This is a genomic window from Methylomonas defluvii (assembly GCF_033949435.1).
GTDB lineage: Bacteria > Pseudomonadota > Gammaproteobacteria > Methylococcales > Methylomonadaceae > Methylomonas > Methylomonas defluvii.
Genome location: NZ_JAXARY010000037.1, coordinates 1 through 22,771, shown reverse-complemented (window position 1 = coordinate 22,771; position 22,771 = coordinate 1). Strand labels below are relative to the sequence as shown.

Annotated in this window: 17 protein-coding genes; 6 read left to right on the top strand and 11 right to left on the bottom strand. The window is 51.0% G+C overall.

The genetic code is table 11. The annotated features are described in order from the left end of the window. Nucleotides 1-712: 712 nt before the first annotated feature. The gene (locus tag QLH52_RS23675) at nt 713-1,822 is read left to right on the top strand and encodes a hypothetical protein (protein WP_101051967.1); all 1,110 of its coding nucleotides are present in this window, start codon (nt 713-715) and stop codon (nt 1,820-1,822) included. Nucleotides 1,823-1,939: 117 nt separating this feature from the next. Here the strand turns inward: QLH52_RS23675 and QLH52_RS23670 are convergent, their stop codons facing one another. The 4 genes from QLH52_RS23670 to QLH52_RS23655 form a co-directional block, all read right to left on the bottom strand. Beyond that, nucleotides 1,940-2,911 carry a 2-hydroxyacid dehydrogenase gene (locus tag QLH52_RS23670; protein ID WP_319963186.1) on the bottom strand — a complete coding sequence of 324 codons (972 nt, stop codon included), beginning with the start codon at nt 2,909-2,911 and terminating at the stop codon, nt 1,940-1,942. 57 nt (nt 2,912-2,968) lie between these two features. Beyond that, complete coding sequence (locus tag QLH52_RS23665) at nt 2,969-3,817, bottom strand: hypothetical protein (RefSeq protein WP_319963185.1); 849 nt, start codon at nt 3,815-3,817, stop codon at nt 2,969-2,971. A 138-nt stretch (nt 3,818-3,955) separates the two neighbouring features. Continuing rightward, entirely contained in the window at nt 3,956-4,492 is a 537-nt protein-coding gene (locus QLH52_RS23660) for a hypothetical protein (protein WP_319963184.1), read from the bottom strand. 337 nt (nt 4,493-4,829) lie between these two features. Continuing rightward, nucleotides 4,830-5,996 carry an aminotransferase class V-fold PLP-dependent enzyme gene (locus tag QLH52_RS23655; RefSeq protein ID WP_033156535.1) on the bottom strand — a complete coding sequence of 389 codons (1,167 nt, stop codon included), beginning with the start codon at nt 5,994-5,996 and terminating at the stop codon, nt 4,830-4,832. 207 nt (nt 5,997-6,203) lie between these two features. Here QLH52_RS23655 and QLH52_RS23650 point away from each other — a divergent pair, with 207 nt between their 5' ends. The 4 genes from QLH52_RS23650 (at nt 6,204) to QLH52_RS23635 (ending at nt 13,669) form a co-directional block, all read left to right on the top strand. Further along, nucleotides 6,204-7,157 carry an HpcH/HpaI aldolase/citrate lyase family protein gene (locus tag QLH52_RS23650; RefSeq protein ID WP_319963183.1) on the top strand — a complete coding sequence of 318 codons (954 nt, stop codon included), beginning with the start codon at nt 6,204-6,206 and terminating at the stop codon, nt 7,155-7,157. 92 nt (nt 7,158-7,249) lie between these two features. Next, entirely contained in the window at nt 7,250-8,431 is a 1,182-nt protein-coding gene (locus tag QLH52_RS23645; protein WP_319963182.1) for a malate--CoA ligase subunit beta, read from the top strand. A 9-nt stretch (nt 8,432-8,440) separates the two neighbouring features. After that, nucleotides 8,441-9,328 carry a succinate--CoA ligase subunit alpha gene (gene sucD, locus QLH52_RS23640; RefSeq protein ID WP_205450404.1) on the top strand — a complete coding sequence of 296 codons (888 nt, stop codon included), beginning with the start codon at nt 8,441-8,443 and terminating at the stop codon, nt 9,326-9,328. A gap of 120 nt (nt 9,329-9,448) precedes the next feature. After that, nucleotides 9,449-13,669 (top strand): DEAD/DEAH box helicase, encoded by a 4,221-nt coding sequence (locus QLH52_RS23635; protein ID WP_319963181.1) that lies wholly within the window; start codon nt 9,449-9,451, stop codon nt 13,667-13,669. Nucleotides 13,670-13,810: 141 nt separating this feature from the next. Here QLH52_RS23635 and QLH52_RS23630 read toward each other — a convergent pair whose 3' ends face one another. Together QLH52_RS23630 and QLH52_RS23625 are read right to left on the bottom strand one after the other, a co-directional pair. Beyond that, on the bottom strand, nt 13,811-14,140 hold the full coding sequence (locus QLH52_RS23630) for a hypothetical protein (RefSeq protein WP_033156530.1): 330 nt from the start codon (nt 14,138-14,140) through the stop codon (nt 13,811-13,813). 173 nt (nt 14,141-14,313) lie between these two features. Beyond that, nucleotides 14,314-15,594, bottom strand: coding sequence for an NAD(P)/FAD-dependent oxidoreductase (locus QLH52_RS23625; RefSeq protein ID WP_319963180.1), 1,281 nt, complete (start codon nt 15,592-15,594; stop codon nt 14,314-14,316). 153 nt (nt 15,595-15,747) lie between these two features. Between QLH52_RS23625 and QLH52_RS23620 the strand changes: the two genes are divergently transcribed. Next, entirely contained in the window at nt 15,748-16,947 is a 1,200-nt protein-coding gene (locus QLH52_RS23620) for a cation:proton antiporter (RefSeq protein WP_319963179.1), read from the top strand. Between the two features lie 13 nt (nt 16,948-16,960). On the opposite strand, the gene QLH52_RS23615 is transcribed toward QLH52_RS23620, so the two are convergent. The 5 genes from QLH52_RS23615 to QLH52_RS23595 form a co-directional block, all read right to left on the bottom strand. Then, nucleotides 16,961-18,514, bottom strand: a complete 1,554-nt coding sequence (locus tag QLH52_RS23615; protein WP_319963178.1) for a phytoene desaturase family protein — start codon at nt 18,512-18,514, stop codon at nt 16,961-16,963. 266 nt (nt 18,515-18,780) lie between these two features. Then, entirely contained in the window at nt 18,781-19,314 is a 534-nt protein-coding gene (locus tag QLH52_RS23610) for an REP-associated tyrosine transposase (protein ID WP_319963177.1), read from the bottom strand. 88 nt (nt 19,315-19,402) lie between these two features. Continuing rightward, the gene (locus QLH52_RS23605) at nt 19,403-21,517 is read right to left on the bottom strand and encodes an AAA family ATPase (RefSeq protein WP_319963176.1); all 2,115 of its coding nucleotides are present in this window, start codon (nt 21,515-21,517) and stop codon (nt 19,403-19,405) included. Nucleotides 21,518-21,824: 307 nt separating this feature from the next. Further along, the gene (locus QLH52_RS23600) at nt 21,825-22,214 is read right to left on the bottom strand and encodes a type II toxin-antitoxin system PemK/MazF family toxin (protein WP_171695676.1); all 390 of its coding nucleotides are present in this window, start codon (nt 22,212-22,214) and stop codon (nt 21,825-21,827) included. Continuing rightward, nucleotides 22,208-22,462, bottom strand: coding sequence for an AbrB/MazE/SpoVT family DNA-binding domain-containing protein (locus QLH52_RS23595; protein ID WP_064041794.1), 255 nt, complete (start codon nt 22,460-22,462; stop codon nt 22,208-22,210). Before QLH52_RS23595 ends, QLH52_RS23600 begins: the two co-directional genes overlap by 7 nt. Nucleotides 22,463-22,771: the final 309 nt, after the last annotated feature.

Here is a 22,771-nt window from a genome sequence, read left to right as displayed (position 1 = left end):
CGGTTGACGGGAATGAATCGACTCATCACAGGCTCCGTATATCTGATCTTTTGACCCTCCTTATTTTACCAAACCGATGTCGCGGTTAGATCTACTGCGCTAAAGTCCGACAGGCTCCTAGGTCAAGCTTATTTCCAGCACTTGGTCGACAATGGCAGGAAGCCGTTACAAGTTGCCTGCGCTATTATGCGTAAACTACTGCATGCGATTTCACGGCATTTTAAAACACGATCAGCCATTCAATAACACACGGTTTTTACGCCACTCCGATACCGATCATCAGTGAGTAAAAAGCGATGGAATTTTGTTGACCTGGAATTGAGTATTTACACCGCTAGTAACCCTTTCTATCTCTAAGGCATTTGCCGCACTTTGGGGCATTACCCACACCTAAAGTTGATGATGTTGTCTTGCATTTGGATGGCAACGCTCTCTAAGTATGTTTGAAGGAAGCTAGTTTGCACAGCCAAGAACTTATAACGGAATAGGCCTGAATATTGCGTTAACTTAGTGGCAAACTTCTGCTGACCAGTTGTATCTGCGTCTTATTCATTTATCAAGTTTGTAGCAAAGAAAAAAGTTTCGTTGCGAAATCCAACAATACCTAAGTTTCACAAGCCTTTAAATTGCCACTGTAAGTGGATGCACATTTAGTCATAACTATGCATCCCCCATCAAGAGCTGAGCTTAATCAATAAATAAGGAAAATTTAATGAAAAAATCAAAACATTTAAATGACAATATAAAATCAATGCTAATAATTGCGAATTTAATATTGTCCGGCAGCCAAGCTCTTGCATCACCGTATACTATTGAAGCCAATCAAACCATAACTGGTTTATCAAGCCCAGGCTTTGATAATATAATAAATCGTGGACTAGTAATTGGTGAAACTGATGATTACTTACCTTTATTATTAGAAAACTATGGAAGTATTTATTTGCCGTCAAAAATAACTTGTCCTGGGCAAAAATTGGTCAACTATGCCAAGGGATATATTGCTATCGGCGGATATTTTGATTGTTACAAACAGGGAGCCCAAGCGCTGATCGAAAACTCCGGTACCATTGCTGTAACTAACGCTGTTGGTGAAAATATCGCCTTAGATCCACGAACAATTGGTGGACAACTTCGCCCAGCAAAGGACTATATGCCTTGGACATATATATTCTGGGGCAAAATTGATAACAAGGTTACCGGCAAATTCATAATAGACCGCAATAATGGAGTAAATCTATGCCAATCGCAGGGTTCTGAGGCGCCTGAGATAGAAAATCGTGGATATTTTGAGATTGCTCAGGGTAGCACATGCAATTTCATATCTACCAAATCTGGCAGTTACAAGCAATTTGAAGGCGAAACTAAGGTAAATGGTACTTTCGGATCACGTTTACTTGACTTCCAGGGAGGAATTCTGACCGGAACAGGTACGATATTGAAGTTTCCTGAACAATTATGGAACGCCAGTTTTAGTATATCGCCCGGCAATTCCACATCACCTTTCGGTGAATTGACGCTAACCCCTGAAATGGGTTATTCAGTATTCGGTGACGGTACACTGAACTTTGTAATTGGTGGCTTGAACAATAACAGCAAGCTGCACGTTAACGGCGAGGCTTATATTGTTGGTAGCGCCAAAATCGCCATCAGCCTGAAAAATGGCTTTATGCCTAATATAGGCAACAGTTTCACCATAATCACCGCTAACGACATTCGCACGGATGATTTTAACCAAGCCAACCTGATTTTGCCTCAACTACCAACAGGTCGGCAATGGCATTTTGATAATGACGGCACCAGCCTAAAATTGAGTGTGATTTGATGGTTTCATATACTCACGAGGAAAACCTACCTGTGAGCACCGCTTTGAGCCGTTCACAACAGCCCCACGGGCGCTTTCCAGGAGGATACTTTACTTTCGAGAATAAATACTTTGATTCTAAGCTATACGATCCGGTATGTCTTTGCCGGAGAAATAAGCCTTAAGATTTTCCAGCACCTTTTCCCCCATCGCGGTGCGCGTTGCAATCGTGGCGCTGCCCAAGTGGGGGAGCAGTGTGGCGTTGTCCAGCGTCAAAAAGCGCTGATCTATGTTGGGTTCGCCTTCGTAAACATCCAGACCGGCGCCGGCGATGCGTTTTTCTTGCAAGGCTTTGATCAAAGCCTTGCTGTCCACCACATCGCCGCGCGCGGTATTGATCAAATGCGCGGTAGGCTTCATTAAATTCAAGGTTTTTTCATTGATTAAATGCCGAGTCTCGTTGCCGCCCGGACAATGTAGCGACACGTAATCGCATCGCGGTAATAGTGCTTCCAGCGTATCGCAACGCTCCGCGTTTAGTTCGTCAACGACGGCGGGGTCTGCCGGACTGGGCTTAAGATACAAGATTTTCATGCCAAAGCCGTGATGGGCTTTGCGCGCCATGGCTTGAGCGATGCGGCCGAAGCCGACTAGTCCGAGCGTGGCGCCGGTGACATCGCTGCTCATCATATGCGTTGGGCACCAGCCGGCCCATGCGCCGGCACGTACTAACCTGTCTCCCTCCGCGCCGCGCCGTGCGGACATCAGTAACAAAGTCATCGCAATATCAGCCGTGCTTTGCGTCAACACGCCCGGGGTATTGGTGACGATCAGCCCCTGTTGTTTGGCGGCGGCAATATCGATATGGTTATAACCCACGCCAAAATTACCCAGGATTTTGCAGCGCTTGTTCGCGACATTCAGCACCTCGGCCGGCAGGGAATCGCAAACGCTGGGGCACACCGCATCGTAATTTTGCAATGCCGCCTTAAATTCGTCAGCACTCAAGGGATGGTCGTCGATATTCAGCGTGACGTCATAAAGGCTTTGCATTTTGGCTTCAACACTTGCCGGCCACCGGCGGCTAAGCAGGACTTTGGGTTTGTTCATGGGATTTCCTATCGTAAAACGTCAGGTACTTTCAGGTTAGAATCGGTTGTGGGGTGATCAAGGATCGACGGCCGGGTTGGAGGTGCTTATGCCGCCATTGCGGTGATCACGGTCGTAGGCTTTCAAGCGCGCCGCCCGCAAACTATTGATGCTGGCGATGTTTTCATCGTGTTGCTTTAGGGATCTTTGCCGCTGCAGGGCCAAATGTTGGTCTTTTTGCTCTTGCAAGGCCATCGCCATCGCCGGTTTTTGGTATTGCAGTTCGGCTTGGCGTTCGGCGATGTTTTGTTCTTGCGCGCGCGCGTCCGTGTTCAGACGTTTTTCCATTAAATCCAGGCCGCGAGCTTGGTTTTGCAGCTGTTGCTCGGTCAGTATTCTGGCGTCATCCAGCTGCTGTTGCCTGAGCCTTAATTCCATTTCCGTGCGTTTGGCTTGCTGTTCGTCTTGGTATTGAGCGCTAATCTGTTCATTTTCGCGTAACGCTTGCTCCCGCTGGTTTTTTAGCAATTCGGCGGCAGCAATAGCCTTGTCATTTTGGATGCGCTCTAGTTCGGCTTGTTGTTTTGTTTGCTGATGATCGTGATAAAGCCAAGAGCCAATTGGAAATAGCAGCAGGGCGGCAATCGCAACTCGTTGCAACCATGTTGATGCAGGATGGCGGTTGATAGCGGCAGGTGGCGATAGATCCTGCGGCAAGCGGCTGGCTGCCAATTTACGATCATAGGCGATGCGCCGATTGGCGTCGGACAGGATTACAAATGCTTCTCGGGTTCGGTTCAGTGTATCGATGCCGGCGTCGTCTTCGCGTTTTAGCAAATGGCGTTCAATATCCTTGAATGCGCGATGGATTTGTTGGTCGTCGGCGGACTCGGGTATGTTTAACAGTTGATATAGAGTTTTTGCCATATTCGCATCTCCCAACGCTTTGTCGTCTGATGATCGGGAGATAGCGGACTAGCCCCAGACAATGCCGGTGCTGAACAAAGCACCGGCAGATGGGACTATAAAGAATTGAAATTAACAGTGCAAACGCCCGCTAAAAATTTAATCGGCGACGATAGCTAGCTTTTCTTGGTTCCTGCGCAGCAATGCTAGAGAACCCAGCATGCAGCCCAATACGAACCAAGTTAGCGTGGCGAGGGGCATAGATGACAAGGATTTTTCACTAAGCACCGTCACGGATGGCTGATTGATTTGGGCATCTGCGCGTTTTTCCACTAGAAATTGGTAACCAATGTCGGGGATAAATGACCAGGCTCCGCTACTGATGGCGGGATAGTTCATCACGGACCAGTTCATTGCGCCAATTTCGCGCGCTTCTATGGTATTGCCGCGATTTAATCCTGAGGTGTAAATGGCTTCCATAACGCAAGTGTTGATCTGGTCGACGCTATGGTTGCCGGTTAAGCTGCCGGGTAGCCAGCATAGACCGGGTGCTAAAAAGTCGGAATTTGGCGCCAAGCTATTTTGAGTGGCGTTTTTTAGCAATCCTTGATGGTGAATTTCAGTGGGCTCATGTTCATGAATTTCCGCATGAGCAGGAGCGATCAGTGCTGCTAACAACAATAGGCGGTGTCTCATGATTTTCTCCTTTGGCGTTGGAGTCAGAAGATAACTCAAGAAAATATCAGCAATAGTAATGCCTTTATTTAAAAAGTCTTTTATTTTAAGTAATTACTGATGTTTTAATTGTTTTCGATGTGAAAAATCAGGTGTTTTTGGTGTGGAATGGTGCAAAAGATGGTTAGTTTTGGTGCTTAAAGCACAAAACACAGCTGCTTGTCTCGTGTTCTAAAGTACAGGGAAGCGGTATATCCGCCTGTTTTGGGCAGTGATGGGGGCTAGGGCGGAGAGGATAGCTAGCTGATCGAATGACGGGTGGCTGGTTAAGCAGGCCACCCGCCAAATCTAAGGAATGTTATTTAGCCGTTGAGCGGTAATACTCGATGGCTGCAGCTACGCCGCTGCCGGCTTTGATGTCAAAGCCATGGTCCAGCATAGCCATTTCCACGCCGGCAATCGCACCCAACAAGGAAACATCGTTCATATCGCCAACGTGGCCGATGCGGAACACTTTACCCGCTACTTCGCTAAGGCCTGCGCCCAATGAAATGTTGTATTTGTTGTAAGCGGTGCTGATGACGTGGCGGGCATCCTTATCGGCCGGTACCACGATGGCAGTGACGGTGTCGGAGTCCCAACCTGCTTGCGCGCAAGTTTGCAAGCCCCAGGCCGCGACCGCACGGCGCACGCCTTCACCCAAGCGGTGATGACGGGCGTAGACGTTTTCCATACCTTCTTCCAGCAACAATTCCAGCGCTTTACGCAGGCCGTACAACATTGGTGTGGATGGCGTGTAAGGGGTGTAGCCGTCTTTATTGGAGGCTGCCATGTCTTTCAATGAGAAGAAAGAGCGCGGGAAGTTGCTGTTATCAATCGCGGCCAGGGCTTTTTGGCTGAAGCCCAGAATCGCCAGGCCAGCCGGTAGCATGAAGCCTTTTTGCGAGCCGGCGATGCTGGCGTCCACGCCCCATTCGTCTTGACGGAAATCCAGGCTGCCTATCGAGCTGACGCCGTCGACGAACAGCAACGCAGGATGGCTTGCCGTATCCAACGCTTTGCGCACACCCGGGATGTCGCTGGTGACACCGGTAGAAGTTTCGTTATGTGTCGCCAGAATCGCTTTGATTTCGTGATTTTTATCTTCGTTAAGACGCGCCTGCAAATGATCCAAAGGAATGCCTTTGCCCCATTCAACCTGATGAATTTCCACGTCAAAGCCCAGTTTTTTTGAAGCTTCCGCCCACAAATGACCGAACTGACCAAAGCGGTAAATCAATACCTTATCGCCTTGGTTCAGGCAGTTGGTCATCGCCACTTCCCAGCCGGCGGTGCCGGTGGCGGGGAATACGAAGCATTGGCCGGTTTCGGTGCGGAACACTTTTTTCAGGTCTTCCAAAATCGGCGCCAGCAATTTAGGGAAGATAGGCGAACGGTGATCTTCCATCGGCACATGCATCGCGCTCAGAATTTCATGTGGGGTATTGGTTGGCCCTGGAACAAATAGGTGATTGCGACCTGCCATCTGGTGTCTCCTTGGAATTTTGGAAGCTTAGAAAATCGCGGGATGTTGCCACAGAAGCCGTGATTCGGCAAGTCGTTTACTGGCGCAAACCTGCACCGAAGCTGACAAGCGCAATTGACATTGCAGGCCCTGAAAGTAAAATGTCACGTTCTTCAACCCATACATGGCGCGGTTTTTTAGCCGGCCAACCAACCGTAGGAAACATACATGAGTCACACTCTTTACGAAGCTAATGCCCAGCGCGTGCAACGTTGCGAATTGGCGGTACCGGGTTCCAGTCCGGAAATGTTTGAAAAAGCCTTAAAAAGCGGTGTGGACTTTGTGTTTCTCGATCTGGAAGACGCCGTTGCGCCGGACGATAAACTGCAAGCGCGGAAAAACGTCATCCAGGCCATCAACGATTTGGATTGGAAAGGTAACGGCATCACGCTGTCCGTACGTATCAACGGTCTGGATACGCAATATATGGTGCGCGACGTGGTTGACTTGGTCGAGCAAGCCGGCGCAAAAATCGACACTTTGCTGATTCCTAAAGTCGGCGTCTACGGCGATGTCTATATGGTCGACGCGATGCTGTCGCAGCTGGAAATGCAGGAAGGCCTGAAAAACAAAATCGGCATCGAGTGCCTGATCGAAACGGCACTGGGCATGGCCAACGTCGAAGATATTGCCAAACAAGGTGCGCTTAGCGGTCGGGTGGAAGCCCTGCATTTTGGCGTCGCCGATTACGCGGCCAGCAATCGGGCCCGTACCGTCAATATCGGCGGTTTGAATCCCGATTACCCTGGCGACCAATGGCACGCAGCGATCAGCCGAATGACGGTAGCCTGCCGCGCCTATGGCTTGCGTTCTATCGACGGCCCATTCGGCGACATCAAAGACCCGGAAGGCTACAAAGCCGGTGCCCGCCGCGCTGCTGCTTTGGGTTGCGAAGGCAAGTGGGCCATTCACCCTTCACAAATCGCGTTGGCCAACGAAGTATTCACGCCGCCCGCTGCGGAAGTGGAAAAAGCCAAGCGCATCCTGGCGGCCTTGCAAGAAGCGGCCGCACAAGGCAAAGGCGCTGCGGCGCTGGACGGTCGTTTGATCGATGCAGCTTCCGAACGGATGGCTAATAACATCGTCCGTGCCGCCGACGCGATTGCCGCCAAAACCAAATAATCAAACCTAGGTTGGGTGGATACCCAGCTTAAAAGCGTTGCTGGGTGTATCCACCCAGCTTACGAGATTCCTATCAAATCAAGAGAGATACCATGGACATTCATGAGTACCAAGCAAAACAGCTATTGGCCGATTACGGTGTGAAAATAGCTGATGGCGGTTTGGCCTATAGCCCGGAAGATGCCGTGCAACGCGCCCGCGAAATCGGCGGCCACATCTGGGTGGTCAAAGCCCAGATTCATTCCGGCGCCCGTGGTAAGGCCGGCGGCATCAAAGTCTGCAAAACCCACGACGAAGTCAGCGATGCCGCCGAATCCTTGTTGGGTAAAAAGCTGGTGACCCATCAAACCGGTCCGGCCGGCAAACAATGCTTGCGTCTCTATGTCGAAGCCGGCACCGATATTGCCAAGGAACTATATTTCAGCCTGCTGATTGATCGCGCCCAGGAACGGATCGTCATGGTTGGCTCCGCGCAAGGCGGCATGGAGATCGAGGAATTGGCGGAAAACAATCCGGATGCGATCAAAAAAATCTACATCGAGCCAGCCGTTGGTTTGCAGGATTTCCAGGCGCGGGAAATGGCCTTTGCGCTGGGCTTGAACGCCGATCTGATTCCGCAAGCCGTGAAGTTGATTCAAGGCTGCTACCGTGCCATGCGTGAACTGGACGCCAACATGGTCGAAATCAATCCTTTGGTCATTACCGGCCACGACGAATTGATCGCACTCGACGCCAAAATGGGCTTTGACGACAACGCCTTGTTCCGTCGGCAAAAAATCTCCGAATTGCGCGACAAAACGCAAGAAGACCCTCGGGAAATGGCCGCTGCCGACCGTGGCTTGAGCTATGTGGGTCTGGACGGCGACATCGGCTGCATGATCAACGGTGCCGGCTTGGCGATGGCGACGATGGACATGATCAAACTGGCGGGCGGCGAGCCGGCGAATTTCCTGGACGTCGGCGGTGGCGCCTCGGCCGAACGCACCGAAAAAGCCTTTCGTATGGTGTTGCAGGATAAAAACGTCAAAGCCATGCTGGTCAACATTTTTGCCGGTATCAACCGTTGCGACTGGATTGCCGAAGGCGTGGTGCATGCGGTGAAAAAAATCGACATGCAGGTGCCGCTGGTGGTCCGTCTGTCCGGTACCAACGTCGAGGAAGGCCGCAGAATCATCGAAGAAAGCGGTTTGCCGATCATCACGGCAAATACCTTGGCGGAAGCCGCCGAGAAAGCGGTCGAAGCCCGTAACAAAGTTGTAGCCGCGCAAGCTTAAGGAACAGACATGGCAATTTTTATCGATCAAAACACTCGCATCATCGTTCAAGGCTTTACCGGTAAGATTGGTACTTTTCATGCCCAGGAGATGATCGAATACGGCTCTAACGTGGTCGGGGGCGTCACGCCGGGTAAGGGTGGGCAAAAACATCTGGACCGCCCGGTGTTCAACACCGTGAAGGACGCCGTGGAGCAAGCCGGCGCCGAAGCCAGTATCGTGTTCGTGCCGCCGGCTTATGCCGCCGATTCGATCATGGAAGCCGCCGAAGCCGGCATCAAATACTGCGTATCGATTACCGACGGCATCCCGACTCAGGACATGATGAAAGTCAAAATCTTTCTGAGCAAATTTCCCAAGGAAAAACGCATGGTGCTGACCGGCCCTAACTGTGCCGGCACCATCAGTCCGGGCAAAGCCATGCTGGGCATCATGCCGGGGCATATTTATATACCTGGTAACGTCGGCATCGTCGGTCGTTCCGGTACCCTGGGTTACGAAGCGGCCGATCAAATGAAAGCGCTGGGCATCGGCGTGTCGACTTCAGTCGGTATCGGTGGCGACCCGATTAACGGCAGCTCGCACCGCGATATTCTGGAAAAATTCGAGCAAGACCCGGAAACGAAAGTGGTGGTGATGATCGGCGAGATCGGCGGACCGCAAGAAGTGGAAGCCGGTATGTTTGCCAAAGAACATATGACCAAGCCCGTTGTGGCCTACATCGCCGGTTTAACCGCTCCGAAAGGCCGCCGTATGGGCCACGCCGGAGCGATTATTTCCTCAGTAGGCGAGTCGGCGGCGGAGAAAGTGGAAATGCTCAAAGAGTTGGGCGTAATTATTGCCCCAACTCCTGCGGCGATGGGTGAGACAGTGGCTAAGGTATTGGCAAAGCTGTAAGTTACCCACCGCTAAAATAAAGCCCGCTTCGGCGGGCTTTTTTGTTTGTGTTGACTTGAGGTTCTTTAGCTTGCCCTGCCAAGCTGGTAACATCCCCTCTTTTGCCGTTTTGCCGGAATCATGCAATCTTCTCGTTTAGTCGAACGCCTTAAAACTTTTCGAACATTAACCCCAGAGCAACAGGTTATTATGAAGTTGCTGGCGGTTTATTACGGCTATAGTTCGCTGATCAATTTGGCGAAATGCCTGGGCAGTTTGGGTATCAGGGAGGGTGAGAAAACACTTAAGTCGGAAGCTGTCAAAGCCCGGCTAAAGCCGCTGATCAAAGCCGGTTTGCTGGAAGAAAACCTCAAATCCGGCGGCACCCGGTGCTGCCGAACCCTAGCGGAAGTGTTGACCCGCCAAGCGGTCGAAGACAAAGAGTTTGATTTGTTTGCCGGCGCCGTACAAATGAACAATCCGCCCGGCCATGGCTACTATCGTTACAGCACCGTGGACGACTGCATTCGCGAAGCGCGGATCCAATTTTATCGCGGCGATTACGCCAAAGTAGACGAGTGCCTGGAATCCGGTGCCCACTACCTCGGTAAACTGCCGCCGGTTAACGAACTGTATCTTTCCTGGTTTTTAAACCCGCTGGATGTCGCGTGGTTTACTACGCATCATCCGCAATTATTGCTGGGGCTGGCCGGGTTTTCGGGCTTACATCAACTGCTGTATCTGTATGCCGACGAAAAATTGGATGGCTTTTTAGAGCAGTTATTGTTCGTTAGCCAGGGTGTGCAGCAGGAATTGTTGAACCGCGTCGCTTTGGAGTTGCGCTTGCTGCGGGGCGACTGGGACGCAGTCGAGCAACGGGTCGCAGATCAAAATGATCCTGAGCTGCAAGCGCTCGCGGCGACATTGATTTTTCTGCGCGGCGATTACGCGGCAGCGGTCAGCCGTTTCGAGGGCGCTTTGGCACAGCTGCGTAAGTTGTCCGGACAACGCACTGCCTATTTTTACGGCTTGGCAGGGGTGTTTTACCCGCTGGCTATCCTGAAAAATAATGACGCCAAACAACGCGCCAAACTCAGCACACTGATCAATCAGGCGATCAAAGCCGACAATTATTGGTTGGGCATTTATCATCAGTTGGCCTTGTTTCAGCGTTTTTTACAAGGCGATTTGTCATTGCGGGAGCAACTGTTAAACACCGATTTGACCTATAAAATCAGTAGCGGCTATCGGGAAAGCGGCTACCCGGATACCTTGCTTACCCCGCCATTACTGCTGCATGTGTTTTTAACCCTGATCAAATTTTGGGTTAAAGCCGATCAATTCAATCATGTCACGCCACTGAGTCAAAAACTGTACCGGCATCTGCTGGACAACGGCTATCGTTGGCCGGCCGCCGAATTAGCCAAGATCTTTACCCATATAGAGCCGCCGCGTTCCCTGCAATGGGATGGCAGCTTTTTCGATTCCAGGCCGGCGTTGGCGGATTTATTTGCCAGCCGCCCGGATTGGGACTTGGCACTGGATGCCTTATTAAATTTGCCCAAGGCCGAAAAAAAAGCCGATACCGCCGCGATTATCGACAAGCCAACGCGCTTGGTCTGGTTGTTGAATTACGATGACATTAGCCATCATCTGGACATCGAGCCGCGCGAACAAAAACAACAAGCCAAAGGTGGCTGGAGTAAGGGCAGGGCGATTGCCTTGAAACGGTTGGCGCACGAAACCAACAAGTTTGACTATTTAACCGAACAGGACATTAAGCTTTGCGCGCATATCAAGGAATACCGCGATAGCGGTTGGTACGGCAGCGGCACTTATTTTGAGTTCGACAATAGCATGCCGCAGGCCTTGCTGGGACACCCGCTGTTGTTTTGGGCCGATGCGCCAGAAGTGCGGGTGGATGTGGTCAAGGGCGAAGCCGAACTGCGGGTGAAAAAACTGGCTGGTAGCGACAAGATCAAAATCAGCCTGGAACCCGTGCCCGGACACGAACAAAAATTCTATGTCGCCAAGGAAACACCCACGCGCTTGCGCGTGCTGGAGTTCACCGCCGACCATCATAAAATCCTTGCGGTATTGGGCGCCAAGGGCCTGGAGGTGCCGGTATCGGCGCAAGACCGAGTCTTGCAAACTCTGACCAGTATTTCCGGCTTGTTGACCGTACATTCGGATATAGGCGGCAGTTCCAGTAGCGCCGAGCAAGTCCAGGCCGACGCCACCCCGCGCGTGCATTTATTACCCTGGGGCGAAGGTCTGCGCGTGGCGATGCTGATCCGGCCGTTCGCCAGCGGCGGCGCCTATTATCAACCTGGGCATGGCGGCGAAAGCGTGTTGGCCGAAATCGACGGCCGCCATTGCCAGACCAAACGCGATCTGGCTTTGGAAAAACAGCGCGCGCAAGCCGTTTTGCAGGCTTGCGATGTGTTGGAACAGGCGGAATGCGATGGCGCCGGTGATTATTTGCTGGATCAGCCGGAACAATGTCTGGAGCTGCTGTTGCAATTACAGGCGTTGGCAGCCGAGCAAGCGATATTGGAATGGCCGGAAGGCGTCAGATTTCGGTTGTTGGGGCAAACCAACGGTAGCGGCTTTAGCATGCAAATCAAGCGCGACAACGATTGGTTTGCCTTGCAAGGCGAGTTGCAAGTCAACGAAGATACCGTCATCGAAATTCAGCAATTGCTGGGTTTATTGAATAATCGCGAAGGCCGGTTTTTAAAGTTGCAGGATGGTCAGTTCATTGCCTTGACTGAAGAATTTCGCCGCCGGCTCGACGATTTACGCGCTTACGCGGATCTGCACGGCAAGAAAGTGCGGATCAATCCCTTGGCCGCCCTGACGCTGGAAGACTGGCAGGACGAGGCCGGCTTCAAAGCCGATAAACATTGGCAAGCGCACATGCAACGGCTGAAGGATTCGCGAGATTATCAGCCTAAAGTACCGTCTACTTTTCAAGCCGAATTGCGCGACTATCAAATGGACGGCTATCGCTGGTTGGCGCGTCTGGCTCGCTGGGGCGTCGGCGCGTGTCTGGCGGATGATATGGGCTTGGGCAAGACCGTGCAAGGTTTGGCCTTGCTGGTTGACCGCGCCCCGAACGGCCCCAGCCTGATCGTCGCACCGACTTCGGTGTGCATGAATTGGGAAAACGAAGCCAGCCGCTTTGCGCCGACACTGCATCCGCAAATTCTCGGTAGCGGTGATCGGCAACGCTTGCTGGATAATCTGGGGCCGTATGATTTACTGATTTGCAGTTACGGCTTGTTGCAACAGGAACAAGTCGCCGAAATGTTGGCGAAAATCCAGTTCCAGACTGTGATTCTCGACGAGGCGCAGTGGATTAAAAACATCGCCACCCGCCGCTCGCAGGGGGCGATGAATCTGCAAGCCGAGTTTAAACTGATCATGACCGGCACGCCCTTGGAAAACCATCTGGGCGAATTGTGGAATTTGTTCAGGTTCATCAATCCCGGTTTATTGGGATCGTTGGAACAATTCAATCAACGCTTCGCCGGCCCTATCGAACGCGACCGCAGTGCCGAGGCCCGTTTTCAATTGAAGAAACTGATCCAGCCTTTTATTCTGCGCCGCACCAAAACCCAGGTATTGCAGGAGTTGCCGCCGCGCACGGAAATCCCAATCTATGTCGAGCTGAGCAGCGAGGAAATGGCCTTCTACGAAGCCTTGCGCCGGGATAGTCTGGCGGCCTTGAGCAGTGCCGATACGCCGGCCGGGCAAAAACAATTACAGATTCTGGCGGCCATCAGCAAATTGCGCCGTAGTTGCTGCAATACCTTGCTGGCCAACGCCGCGGTGGCTTTGCCCAGTAGCAAGCTGGCGGCGTTCGGTGACATCGTCGACGAATTGCTGGATAACAAGCACAAGGCTCTGGTGTTCAGCCAGTTTGTTGACCATTTGCAATTGATTAAAAACTACATTGAACAGCGCGGCATTCGTTATCAATATCTGGACGGCAGTACGCCGGCCAAAGAGCGCCAGCAACGGGTAGACGCCTTTCAGCGCGGCGACGGCGAATTGTTCCTGATCAGCTTGAAGGCCGGCGGCGTGGGTTTAAATCTGACCGCCGCCGACTATGTGATTCATATGGACCCTTGGTGGAATCCGGCGGTGGAAGACCAAGCCTCGGACCGCGCACATCGCATGGGCCAACAGCGGCCGGTGACGATCTATAGGATGATTGCAAAAAATACCATAGAAGAAAAAATCGTCGCACTGCACAGCCACAAACGCGATTTGGCCGACAGCTTGCTGGATGGCGCGGATATTAGCGGCAAAGTGTCGGCTGATGAACTGCTGAATTTGATGAAAGGCGAAGCTTAAACAGGCAACGAATCCGGCTACTAGGTGTGGTTTTTACTGTAGGCCCATTTTAAAGCGCAGCGAGATGCGGGGTTCCTGGTTTTTGATTTTACTGCGCTCCCGCATTCGCGGGAACGCCAAACCGGGCTGAATTGCGCTAGGTTAATCCCGTCTTAAATTATGCTTTTTACGAGCGATATTGCGGCTGGCTTTGTTTTGTTGATGGGTCAATCGGGCTCGTTCGCCGGCAGTGACCACGCCATCAGCTTTCGCTGCGGCTTCTTGGTGTTCTATGCGCATTTGTTGGTGTTCCAAACGGTTGGCTTCGCGGTCGGTCAAGGCGCCGGAAGCCTCGCCCTGCTCAATGCGTCTTTCCTGATTTTCCTGGCGCTGGTCGATGCGCGGGGTTTCGATGCCGGCGAAGCAGGGTTGCGCCAAGCCAAAAAAAGCCAGCAACGCGCCCGATAGTAAAAATGTGTTGATGTTGTTCATGTGTGCCTCGGTAGTGTCGTTATTAGGTTGCCAACATTTTAAAACCGTTGGCGAAGTCATTTTAGCCGGCAATATTAAGATCGCCTTAACGTCACGCGGCTAACCGCCCCGAGCTTAGTAAGCTTTGGATATTTGGGCGTCTAATCATTGGCTGACTTAAACGCCAATCAAGTTCAAGAAATCAAATACGTAGAACTCGGTTCCTGACCGGCCTCCAGAATTTGTTTCATGCTGACCATGTCATAACCACCGGAGAGTAAGACAATAAAGCGTTCGCGCAGCATGGGGCTTTGCCGGGAACGTAAGATGATATTGTTGGCGTCTTTTTGTTCCAGGATTCGGTACCAGTTGTAGATCATTTGAAAGATCCGCCCCATCGGTTCGCGGATGCGGGCTTCGTAATGACTGAAACGCGCGGCACTGAAATCGTCGCCGTTGGCAAAACCTTCCAGCGCCGCGTCGGCCGCGTAAACCCCACTGCGCATCGCCAGCGTTACCCCGGCGGAAAATACCGGATCGACAAACATCGACGCATCGCCCACCAGCATAAAGCCGTCGCCGTGAAAACGTTCGTTCATATAGCCAATGGATGAAATGGATTTGATGTCCATGGCTTGCTCTGCGTCGGCCAGCCACTCTCGCACGCACTCGCAACTTTGGATGGCGGCCTCAAAGCGCTGTTGCGGCGAATCGCCCAAGTTTTTCGCAAAGCGGGTATCCAACACCGCGCCGACGCTGATGATATTGTCTCGCAAAGGAATATACCAAACCCAACCGCCATCGATGGTATGGATGTCGGTGGTGACCGAGCCGTCTATCACGTCACCAAAATTGATAAAACCGTGCGGGTCGCGGCGAAAGCCGCCTTTGAAATGGGCAAAATGGGCGATTTTATTCAATTCCGGTAAGGGGCGTCGCCAGTTTAACTTGCGGGCGATCAGGGACTCACGCCCTGAAGCGTCGATGACCACTGAAGCATGAATGGGCGCGGGGTCAGCATCATTCGGGCCGGCGCTCACGCCAATCGCTTGTTTGCCGTCGAATAATACGTCGGCCACCGCCCACTCCCGCCGCACATCAACGCCGCATTCGGCGGCATGCTCCAGCAAAATTTCATCGAAACGGGCGCGCTCCACGTGATAGGTATAGGGTCGTTCGAAATACCCCGGATATTCCGCTGTCAGCAGCAATACATCGGGTTTTTGATTGAACATGCCGAAGTTTGCGCCTTGCTTGACGGTAAAACCTTCGGCTTCGATTTTTTCCGTCACGCCCAGCCGCCGCCAAAGCTCCCAGCAAGCCGGTAACAAGGATTCGCCGATTTGAAAGCGTGGAAAGCGTGAGCGCTCGAACAGCACCACGTGTTTGCCCGCTTTGGCCAAGATGATCGCCGCGCTGGTACCGGAGGGACCGCCGCCGATGACGGCGGCATCGAAACGTTCAGATTGTGACATGCTGTTTTGCCTGTGTAAGAAAATCGGGACTAAGGGTGGGGTGGATTTAATTTTGTTGAAGCCACTGTACTAAGCAATGGCTTGCATCGGTTCATCGGCGGTAAATTTGCCATAATACCCGCCTTACGCGACTGACTCCAAACGATTGGCACTATGAACACGACTGAAATATTTCTGATCGCCCTGACCATTATCTACAGCTTGCCGTACCTCATTTGGCGAATCGGTCGGACCGATTATTTCGCGCCCTTGGTGGTGGTGCAAATCATCACCGGGATTTTATTGGGGCCGGGTATCTTGGGCAGCGCATTTCCCGATTACTATGCTTTTGTTTTCAATACCCAGGTCATACAGGCACTGAACGGCATCGCCTGGTGGTCGGTGATGCTGTTTGTCTGGGTGGCCGGCATTGAGTTGGATTTGCGCCAAGCCTGGCAACACCGTCTGGAAACCAGTATCACGGCGGGCTTGGCCTTGGGTGTGCCCTTGGGTTTGGGTTGTGTTGCGGCGTTGGGGATGCTGATGTTTCCGGGGTGGATGGGCGCCAAGGCCATGCCTTGGCAATTCGTACTGGGGATGGGCATGTCTTGCGCGGTAACGGCGTTGCCGATCTTGATTTTGCTGATGGAAAAACTGGCAGTGCTGCGCCAGCCCATCGGCCAGCGTATCTTGCGTTACGCCAGCATGGACGATATAGCGATTTGGGCGGTGCTGGCTTTGATTCTGTTGGATTGGGACCGGGTAGGCCGGCAGGGTGCGTTTTTGTTAGGTTTTGCGATCAGTGCCTACGGGATTCGCAAACTGATGGCCTGGCTACCGGAGCGTGACCGCTGGTATGTCGGCATCATCGCTCTGGCGGCGACGGGTTTTGCCGCCGACTGGGCCGGGCTGCATTTCATGGTGGGGGCGTTTTTGGCCGGCGCCATCCTGGATGGTCATTGGTTTAACCAAGCCCAGATGGACTTGTTGCGTCACCATTTATTGCTGACCGTGATGCCGGTGTATTTTATTAGTGCCGGCTTGAAAACCAATTGGGCGATGGGTGGGGCGGCAGTGTTGGTGGTTGCCGGCTTATTGCTATTGGTGTCAGTGTTCGGCAAATTGCTGGGTATTCATCTGGCTGGAAAAATCTTGAAATGGCAGCGCGGCGAGGCGTCTTTGATTGGCTGGCTATTGCAAACCAAAGCCTTGATCATGATTATTTTTGCCAATGTGTTGCTGGATAAACAAATCATTAGCAGTGAAACCTTTACCGCGCTGTTGCTAATGGCCGTCCTCAGTACGATGCTGACGGTGCCGGTGGTATCGCCTAAACTGGCGAAGATGCAGGCGCTTATTTCCCGTGCAGAATAAATGCCTTAAGCCCTTAGTCGTCAATCCCTAAGGTTTTCCAAAAATCTGCTTGCTTAGCTATACCCAGTACCGCCTGCGCGGCGAGTAAGGCGGAGACGCTGACACCGGCTACCCCACCGCCTGGCTGGGTCCAATGGCCGGTGTGGAACAAGCCGGGCAGGGCGCCAACTACACTTGGCCGGTTCGGGCCAATCTGATCCGGGGTGGGCGCAAAACCATAGGCGGCGCCGTGGCGGTTCAGGGTGTAGCGCTCCAGGGTGCGCGGCGAGCCGGACTCCACAACCAACAAATGGTCGTTCAGGCCGGGAAAATGCCGTTCAGCTTTTTCCAGCAAGCGCTGCTGAAAGCCGCTTTTGGCAATGCGCCAGGATTCGCCCACGTCAAATGGACACAAGGTGGTCAGCATCATGATGCTTTGTCCGGGCGGCGCCAAGGAGGAGTCCGCGAAGGAGGGCAGGGTTGCGGAAAACCAATTGCTCTGGCCGGTCTGGCTGCAGGCATAGCTGGCTTCGTGGTCGAACGTTTCAAAGAAAAAGCCCTCATGGGCATGATCTTGCTCAGAGATCGGCAGGTCGGTGGCGATATAGCAGGCGAAGATCGACAAGGACGGCGAAAGCTTTGCCAAGCCTTCGCAATAGCCGTTTGGCAAGTGCTCCGGGCCGATCAGCAAGTCGGCGGTTTGCTGGATGTCGATATTGGAAACCACCGTTTCGGCCCGGATTACCTGGCCGTTTTCCAAAACAATGCCGCAAGCTTTACCGGCTTCGACGCAAATCCGCCGCACGCTGGCATTCAGCAAAACTTCGCCGCCTTGATTTTCAATGGCGGCGGCTAGTTGATTGGCGTAAACCTGGAAGCTGCCGCGACAATAATAGCCGCCTTCGTAGGTGTAACCGGCCATCATCGAAGCCCAATACAGAAAAGACAGCTGCGACGGCGGCAAACCCAAGTAAGGCCAGAGCATCGCGCAAGCGCTTTTCAGGCGGGCATCCACCAAAAACTCGTCCAGCGCTTCGGCCAAGGTGGTGCGGCGATAGCGGAACAAATTGCCCAGCGTTTGCATCGGCGAAGCCCGCGTTACCTTACTTTGGGCCAACACTTCCTCGGCCAGCATGGCTTCTTCCGCAAGGACTTTGCATAGCCGGATTAGAGCCAGCAAACGATCTTTTTCCTGCGGAAAATGTTCGGTCAAGCCTTCTACAAAAGCGGCCTCCCCGGTCCGCAAAGGAATTTCAAAATCCGGAAACACCGCGCGCGCATAAGCTGGAACAGGAATGAAAAGCGGCTCCGGATCAATGCCCACCGCGCGGCAGATTTTATTGATGGTGCTGCCGTTGCTATAGCCGTCCCGGTTGCAACCGCTGACCAGATGCACGCCGGCATCGAAATGGAAATGGCGCCGCTTAAAGCCATGGGCATAACCGCCCGGCCTGTCGTGCCTTTCCACCAGCAACACCGACTTGCCCGATTTCGCGAGTAATGCGCCGGTACTGAGGCCGCCAATCCCCGCGCCAATGACGACGACGTCGTAAAATTCTTTTTTCGATTCCGTGTGTATGCCGCGCATTGGCTGTCTTCTATGCAGATAAATAGCCGGCTAGCTTAGGAATAAACCAAATGGAAAACAAGTGCTTGGTTTTACCTCAGCTGTTGCGCCATCGCGCAGAAGCTCTCGACTACAGACACTGGCTGGTCTCCAGAGAGTGCTACTCATGGCTCGAATACTGTAGTTTTGTTGCTTTAAACTGCTGAATGTAATCCGATCCTTAGGCCTCTGGTTCCCAAGCTCCAGCTTGGGAACCCAGCCCTCGGAAGCTCCAGCTTCCCAAATCCTCACCAGTCTCTAACCACCTCGATCAAGCCCTCCCTTCCCGCATAATTCCGTGCACTGGAATAGCGCCAATGCTCAGGCAAATCCACATAACCGCGTTTGACCGGGTTAAGGTGAATATAATCCAGCTTCTGCCGCATCGCTGCCTCGGATTCGATCAGCTGCGGATGGCTACCTTCCTCCCAAACCTGGTACTCGCTCTCGATCTTATGCGGCCGCTTCAACAACGCCAACAATTCCAGTACCCGCGCCTCACCGCTTTGCTGCAAATGACCGATGATTTGCTTGGCGGTATAAGCCTTAAACCGCTGCATGTCCCGGCTTAAATCCGGCGAAGCGGCGATCAAATGCAGGTGATTTTCCAGGATCACGTAACCGTACAACTGAAACCCGCTATCACGTTGCAAAAACCGCCAGGAATCCAGCACGATATTCACCGTCGCTGGACGGGTAAACAGCGGCAGCCACTGGTTAATCGTCGCGGTCAGGAAGTGCGGACTGGGGTTTTGCAGGACTCGGTAGCGGCTGCGGGTCATGGGCGATGGTCAGTTAGATGGAACGGAAGCTGGAGCTTCCGAGGCGTGGGTTCCAAAGCTTGAGCTTGGGAACGAGTAAACCCGTAAATCAAAGTGGCGTTAATTTATAATAAATAAAGTTCATAAACTGGGTAGCGGTTTGCCTTTGGTCTTCTATGTCGTTACCAATCCAAATATGGTGTGCAGGATTTAAGGTTTTTCTCCATTGATGTGCTTCAGAGGTTGTTGTCTCGGAAATAGCTCCAATCTCTTTCAGTTTGTCTATTCTGTCAGAAAGAGTTTGTTCATTAATACCTAGAAGTTGTTTGGCAAAACGAAGATTAATTTCGATTTCCAGGAAAATTCTTAAGTCTCCGGCGTTATGAGCGTTAGTAAGTCCTTGAACAAAACAAAAAATGTTATGCGCTACCTTTTCATGGTTCGTCTTTATGAAGTTTTCAATTTCTTCAACGTAAATATCTGAAGAATTTACTTTACGTTCAATAGAAAGAAGCTTGACCGGTTTGTTATACCTATAAGTATTTAAAAAGTAGGTAACCCCTTGTTCAAAATGGCTAAGCAATATGATTTGCCTAATATTGTCGGATAGCTTGACAAGCTCCTGATACACCATTGATATTCTATGATTGTCAAATGACGTAACTGGATCATCTAAAATCACAATACAATTTTTCTTTTCTTCATCGCTCAGACCGTCTATTCCAGCCCAGAATACCGATAAAGCAAGAGCTCTTCTATCCGACTCACTAAAAACACGCTCTAGGTTTTTTTCGGAAATTTCATGCCCATTAAATTTAACTTTTAAATAGTAAATTGGCTTATACCCTTTAGTATCCAAACCTTTTTCAAGCTGAAAATCATGGCTACCGAAAAGTTTAAAAAAATTATTGAGGCGACCAAAAAACTTATCAAGAAATTGACTTTGTTCTGCTTCTAAATCCTCTTCAAGCTTAGGTATTTCTTCTTTTAATTTCTTAACGGTGCTATCAAAATCATTATAGTTTTCACATTGTTCCGACAATTCAATACGCTTGAGCTTTTGTTTTTCTATCTTACCATTGCGCTCTATCTCGGAAAGTCGATTTTCAATAGTATCATCTAGCACTGATGCCTTAAAGACGTGAAAAATTGAATTTATATGCGCAATTATGCTGTTGTATGAATCAATTATTTCATTGATTTCAGTGTTAGATTGCAATAGCAAGTCAAATTGTAAATTATCAACGGGCCTGTGCGGCGAGGCTAGTTTTTTGTTTATAGCAGAATTTATTTCGCTATTAGAGTCAGTTATCAGTCTTTCCCATCGAGAAAACAAATCGTCTAATTGAATGGAGAAGGAATTTATTTTTTCATCAAAAACCTTAATATCCTGATTATCCTCCAATAGCTCAGGATAGCTCATTACGGCTGCTTTATTGCTTTCAATGCTAATTCTCAATGAGCTGATTCGGTCTTTGATAAACATAGCTTGGATGACTTTTAATTCTTGATGTATTCGCTTGTCGTGTTCGTCGTAAGCGGTATCAAAGCTTTGCCGATAAACCTCCAATAATGCCAATGCTTCCGGGTTAAGTATTTGTCCACAAAATTGGCAGGTTTTTGAGTTATTTTGATCTAAACCTTGGCGTATCCAGTTCTCGGCGTTCTGGTTCTCACTGAAATTTGTCTTAATATGCACAATGAGTTTTTGTTGAGCTTCTTGATGGTGGGATTTCAGTGATGATTGTAATGTATCATTTAGTTTTATTATTGCAACGGATAAGTTGTTATGCCATTCAAGGATGCCACATTCTTTTCGTTGCTGGATTATGGCGGCATTTTTTTGTTGCTTGCTTAATTTTACATATTCATTGCGCAATAATTCAATTTTTTGATTAAGTTCCTCGTATGATTCTGTCGGTGACAATGCGATGAAACTCGATAAGTTATCAATATCTTTAAATGCTGCTTTCTGTAAGTCATTACGTTTTCGTGTTGCATCACCTTTTTGCTTGTTTTTGCTTTCAATTTCCTGTCTTTTAGCAACACCTTGTTCACCAAGAACGAATAAACTGAAGTTGCCTTTAGTTTCCCTGGAAAACTGTCGTCCTGCAAAAAGGTTGTTGTGATTGTCCGTCGCCAGGTATGGTTTTTCTTTGTTTGACGGCATCGGTGTTTCCGCTTTCCAAGCTTGATAACAAATCACCCAAGGTTGATTTGCCATAAGTGTTTCTACCGAATATCAATGTAATCTTTTCAAATTGGGCATTCCCTGGTTGGCACGACTTAAAGCGACCGATATTTTGAATTTTCTTTATTCTTTTTAACATGGCAATTAATCCTATGTTTCTGAATATTCGCTAATATTCAGAGCTGTGCTAGTTCCCAAGCTCCGGCTTGGGAATACTACCTCGGAAGCTCCAGCTTCCTATCTACAACCAAACGCGAAGCTGGAGCTTCTAAGGCCGGGGTTCCCAAGCCGGAGCTTGGGAACCAGAGCCCTAGCCGGCTCGACAAGGCTCATCGCTAAATCAGCCCGAACCAATCTGAATAATCTGATTCAGTCGCTCGCAAACCTGAGTGAACAAATCGCCCGGCAAGACCTTGAGCGGATGCGGTTTGGCTTTGCGCAAGCGCCAGTCAAAGGATTTGGGTTGGTGGCAGAGCACATAGCTGGTTTGTTCGGCTTTGCGGCCGCCGGCTTTGCCGACAGCGACCGCAAATGGATTGTCAGCGTTATAGGCGGCAGTTGTCATTGGCAGGCCGATCACCAGCGAGGTTTTTTCGTTGAAAATGCTTGGTGAAAGCACTAAAAACGGATGGATGTCGCGCATTTCCTGGCCGACTTGCGGATTGCAATCGATCCAGATGATGTCTTGCCTTTCCGGCACCCAGGCCGCTGTTTGCTTGTGGCTTACCAACGTTCGGCACCGATTGCTTCCGCGGTTGCCATGGCTTCGCCGCCGTGCCGCTCGGGATCGAAACGGGCCAAACGTTGTTCCAACGTTAAAGCTTCGTCGGCTAACGGGGTGATAATCACCTTGTCATCTTCAACGGATACCCGTACTCGTTGATGGTTGTGCAAATGGGCTGCTTTGGCAATAGCCGCCGGTAGGCGCACGCCCAGGTTATTACCCCATTGTTTGATGTCGAGTATGGCTTCGGTCATGATGTTTCTCTGGAATGTTTAAACGTGAGTATAAACATGGTTTTATATTCGGGTCAATTTTGTGAATTACTCTAGTCCTCTGGTTCCCAAGCTCCAGCTTGGGAATGCTATCTCGGAAGCTTTAGCTTCCTATCTACAAACAGACTGGAAGCTGGAGCTTCCAAGGCCGGGGTTCCCAAGCCGGAGCTCTCATCGTTATACACATCTCATCGCGACATCCTGTTGAGCATCGAGGGCGATGACAAAATCGCGCAAGCGCTGTAAGCCGATCCACATGGCCTTGGCACCCGGTGGACCATCGTGTTTGCG

Coding starts and splice junctions, on each gene's coding strand:
- QLH52_RS23595 (WP_064041794.1), bottom strand. CDS start 22,462: ATGACCGAAGCCATACTCGACATCAAACAATGGGGTAATAACCTGGGC.
- QLH52_RS23665 (WP_319963185.1), bottom strand. CDS start 3,817: ATGGCAAAAACTCTATATCAACTGTTAAACATACCCGAGTCCGCCGAC.
- QLH52_RS23625 (WP_319963180.1), bottom strand. CDS start 15,594: ATGTCACAATCTGAACGTTTCGATGCCGCCGTCATCGGCGGCGGTCCC.
- QLH52_RS23655 (WP_033156535.1), bottom strand. CDS start 5,996: ATGGCAGGTCGCAATCACCTATTTGTTCCAGGGCCAACCAATACCCCA.
- QLH52_RS23635 (WP_319963181.1), top strand. CDS start 9,449: ATGCAATCTTCTCGTTTAGTCGAACGCCTTAAAACTTTTCGAACATTA.
- QLH52_RS23620 (WP_319963179.1), top strand. CDS start 15,748: ATGAACACGACTGAAATATTTCTGATCGCCCTGACCATTATCTACAGC.
- QLH52_RS23660 (WP_319963184.1), bottom strand. CDS start 4,492: ATGAGACACCGCCTATTGTTGTTAGCAGCACTGATCGCTCCTGCTCAT.
- QLH52_RS23630 (WP_033156530.1), bottom strand. CDS start 14,140: ATGAACAACATCAACACATTTTTACTATCGGGCGCGTTGCTGGCTTTT.
- QLH52_RS23675 (WP_101051967.1), top strand. CDS start 713: ATGAAAAAATCAAAACATTTAAATGACAATATAAAATCAATGCTAATA.
- QLH52_RS23670 (WP_319963186.1), bottom strand. CDS start 2,911: ATGAACAAACCCAAAGTCCTGCTTAGCCGCCGGTGGCCGGCAAGTGTT.
- sucD (WP_205450404.1), top strand. CDS start 8,441: ATGGCAATTTTTATCGATCAAAACACTCGCATCATCGTTCAAGGCTTT.
- QLH52_RS23605 (WP_319963176.1), bottom strand. CDS start 21,517: ATGGCAAATCAACCTTGGGTGATTTGTTATCAAGCTTGGAAAGCGGAA.
- QLH52_RS23650 (WP_319963183.1), top strand. CDS start 6,204: ATGAGTCACACTCTTTACGAAGCTAATGCCCAGCGCGTGCAACGTTGC.
- QLH52_RS23610 (WP_319963177.1), bottom strand. CDS start 19,314: ATGACCCGCAGCCGCTACCGAGTCCTGCAAAACCCCAGTCCGCACTTC.
- QLH52_RS23615 (WP_319963178.1), bottom strand. CDS start 18,514: ATGCGCGGCATACACACGGAATCGAAAAAAGAATTTTACGACGTCGTC.
- QLH52_RS23645 (WP_319963182.1), top strand. CDS start 7,250: ATGGACATTCATGAGTACCAAGCAAAACAGCTATTGGCCGATTACGGT.